General features: G+C 72.9%; 3 protein-coding genes and 1 pseudogene. 1 reads left to right on the forward strand and 3 read right to left on the reverse strand.

Annotated features, from left to right (window positions below; all coding sequences use genetic code 11):
- The 3 genes and pseudogenes from V7004_RS15480 to murA all read right to left on the reverse strand — a co-directional run.
- Positions 1-443 (reverse strand): annotated as a pseudogene (locus V7004_RS15480) (methylmalonyl Co-A mutase-associated GTPase MeaB); the annotation flags it as partial.
- 32 nt (positions 444-475) lie between these two features.
- Positions 476-742, reverse strand: coding sequence for a NifU family protein (locus V7004_RS15485; protein ID WP_334145126.1), 267 nt, complete (start codon positions 740-742; stop codon positions 476-478).
- An 87-nt stretch (positions 743-829) separates the two neighbouring features.
- Positions 830-2,080 carry a UDP-N-acetylglucosamine 1-carboxyvinyltransferase gene (gene murA / locus V7004_RS15490; RefSeq protein ID WP_334145127.1) on the reverse strand — a complete coding sequence of 417 codons (1,251 nt, stop codon included), beginning with the start codon at positions 2,078-2,080 and terminating at the stop codon, positions 830-832.
- Positions 2,081-2,104: 24 nt separating this feature from the next.
- On the opposite strand from murA, the gene V7004_RS15495 reads away from it, so the two are divergent.
- On the forward strand, positions 2,105-3,196 hold a 1,092-nt coding region (locus V7004_RS15495), incomplete at its 3' end, for an MFS transporter (RefSeq protein WP_334145129.1).

Raw genomic sequence — 3,196 nt, forward strand, 5'->3', positions numbered from 1 at the left:
ACCCACGGCCAGCCGGTCGCGTCGAGCACCCGCACCGCCTGGGGGGTGGCGAGCGCCAACCCGCCGAGGTGACCGCGGGTGGCCATGGAACGGATGAACACCCCGTCGTCGAGCGCATGGTCACCCATCCGCACCCGGTCACCGAGGATCGCGCCGCCGGTGAACGGTGAGGAGGGGTCAACGGCCAGCACCGCGACCCGCTCCCCGGCGGCCCGGATCCGGGACACCAGCGCGCTGGTGAGCGTGGACTTGCCCGCACCGGGCGACCCGGTGATCCCGACGGTCGTGGCCGAGCCACCCAGCGGGTGGGCGAGCCGGCCGACCTCGTGGGCCTTCGCTCCGCCTTCCTCCACGATCGACAGCAGGCGGGCGAGCGCCGAGCGATCACCATTCCGGGCACGGGCCAGCAGCTCAGCCGGGTCGGTGACGCGAGGGCGGGGCACGGAGGCGAAGCGTAGTGATGCCGCGACCGGGGTCAGAGGGTGACCGGTCGCTCCCCGAGCTCGGTGGCCGCCTGGCCCAGGTCGATGACCTCGGTGACCCCGGGAACCCGATCCTTCAGGATGCGCTCGATACCGGCTTTGAGCGTGACCGTCGACGCGGGACAGGAGACGCAGGCGCCGACCAGCTCGACCGACACCACACCGGTCTCCTCGTCGACGTCGCGCAGGAAGATGTCGCCGTTGTCGGCCTGGATGGCCGGGCGGATGGCTTCGATGACCTGCTCGATCTGGGCGCGCATGGCTCCTTCAGGCTGCCTCGCAGGGACCATCTGTGCCAACACCGCCACTGCCGGGTGTGTTCCGCCGACGTGATCCGCCGGCCCCTATCAGCACGCCCGGACGTCGGCGCCGATGGCCCGGAGCTTCTCCACGAAGCGCTCGTAGCCCCGAGCGATGTGATGGGCGTCACCCACGATGGTCTCCCCTTCGGCCTTGAGCGCCGCGACCACCAGCGCCGCGCCGGCCCGGATGTCCGGGGCCCGCACCGGAGCGCCCGACAGCAGCGGCCGGCCCCGCACCACCGCGTGGTGGCCCTCGGTGCGGATGTCGGCGCCCATCCGGACCAGCTCGTCGACGTAGCGGAACCGCCCGGCGAACAGGTTCTCGGTCACGATGCCCACCCCGTCGGCGGTGGCGAGCATGGCCACGAACAGCGGCTTGTAGTCGGTGGCCAGACCCGGGTACGGCAAGGTCGACACGTCGACGGCACGCAGCCGGCGCGTCGACATCGCCCAGATCCCTTCGCTGTCGGGGGAGATACGCATGCCCATCTCACCCAGCTTGGCGGCGTACATGTCCATGTGGTCGTGCCGGGCACCGGCCAGGAGGAGCTCCCCGCCGGCCACGCCGAGCGCGGCCAGGAAGGTCGCCGCTTCGACCCGGTCCGGGATGACGGTGTGCTCCACGGGAGCGAGCTGCTCGACGCCGTCGACCTGGATGGTCGAGCTCCCCGCACCCAGCACCCGCGCCCCCATGCGGTTGAGGAAGCTGGCCAGGTCCGCGATCTCCGGCTCGCGGGCCGCGTTGTCGATGACGGTCGTGCCCTTCGCCAGCACTGCGGCCAGGAGCACGTTCTCGGTGGCACCCACGCTCGGGAACTCGAGCAGCACCCTCGCACCGGTGAGCTGGTCGGCCCGGGCCTCGATGTAGCCGTGGGCGAACTCGAAGCTGGCGCCGAGCTCCTCCAGGCCCCGCAGGTGCATGTCGATGGGTCGGGGGCCGAAGTCGTCGCCACCAGGCAGGGCCACCCGGGCCCGCCCGTAGCGGGCGAGCAGCGGACCGAGCACCACGATCGAGGCCCGCATGCGCTCGACCAGCTCGTAGGGGGCCTCCGGCACCAGGGTGCCGTCGTGGACGATCCGCAGGTCGCCGGGGGCCGGGCGCTCGACGGTCATGCCCATGGTGGTGAGCAGCTCCCCCATCCACGTCACGTCCGCGATGTCGGGCACGTTGTGGAGCAGGAACTCACCCGGGGCCAGCGCGGTCGCGGCCATCAACTTGAGCACCGAGTTCTTGGCGCCGCTGATCGGGACCGTGCCCTCCAGGGGGCCCGACTGGCGTACGGCGATGCGGTCCACGGTGGTCAGTATGCTCGCGGCGGCGTGCACCAGGTCGTAGCGAAGCGCGCGGTCACCGAGCGCCAACTCCGCAGGATCCTCGAGCCCCGCGACGACCTCGTGCGGGAGCGCCGCGTCGCCGACCGGGTGTTCGAGCTCGACGACGGGCCCTTCAGCGTGTGGCGCCGCACCGTGGAGATCGAGCGCGGGGTGGGCGCGGCCCCGGACAGCCCGCTCACGGTCACTGAGCGGTTCGAGTTCCGGCTGGCGATCCCGGTGTGGTCCTTCCTGTTCCACGGCCTGCTGCGCCGTCATCTCCGCCGAGGCACGAACCCCGACGGTGAGCGAGCGCCGTGGTGGGCGCCGCCCCAGCGCCTCGACCGGCGGGCGGCGAGGGTGCTCGGCCTGCTGAGCGTCGTCGCGCTCGTCGCCGGCTACCTGGGCACGCTGCTCAGCCAGACCAACACCTTCTTCAAGCAGGACTTCGGCGCCTCCGACGCGGCCATCGGCGCCACCTTGTCGGTGGTGCGGATCGGCGCGCTGGGCGCGCTGGTGGTGGCCGCGATCGCGGACCGCCGGGGGCGGCGCCGGGTGCTGCTCGCCGCGTCGGTCGCCGGTTGCATCGCCACCGCCACCGGCGCCCTCGCCCCCGGCCTGGTCTGGCTCGGTGCCAGCCAGACCGTCGCCCGGGCCTTCTCCACCGCCATGGCCCTGGTGTTCAGCATCATCGCGGTGGAGGAGACCCCGGCGGGCTCTCGCGCCTACGCGGTGTCGGTGCTGACCATGGCCGGCGCACTGGGCGCAGGCGCCGCGGTGGCGCTGCTGTGGGTGGCCGATCTCGGCGAGGGAGCCTGGCGCGCCCTGTACGTCGTGCCGCTGGCGGCGCTGCTGCCCCTGCGCTGGGTGGCCCGCCACCTCCCCGAGACCCGCCGGTTCACCCTGCGCGAGCGGCGTTCGGATCGCCTCCCGGCAGACAGCCGCCCGCGGCTGCCGCGCGGGCGGCTGGCCCTGCTGGCCGCGTCCGGCCTGTTCCTCGCGGTGTTCGTGGCCCCCGCCTCCGGGTTCCAGAACGAGTACCTGCGCACCGACCGGGGCTTCAGCGCGGTGGGACTGATCGCGTTCAACATCCTCACCAAC

The organism is Rhabdothermincola sp. (assembly GCF_036846205.1).
In the GTDB taxonomy this organism is placed as follows: domain Bacteria; phylum Actinomycetota; class Acidimicrobiia; order Acidimicrobiales; family Acidimicrobilacustridaceae; genus Rhabdothermincola.

Excerpts from the sequence above, each read along its gene's own strand:
- V7004_RS15485 (WP_334145126.1), bottom strand. The coding sequence starts at position 742 with ATGCGCGCCCAGATCGAGCAGGTCATCGAAGCCATCCGCCCGGCCATC.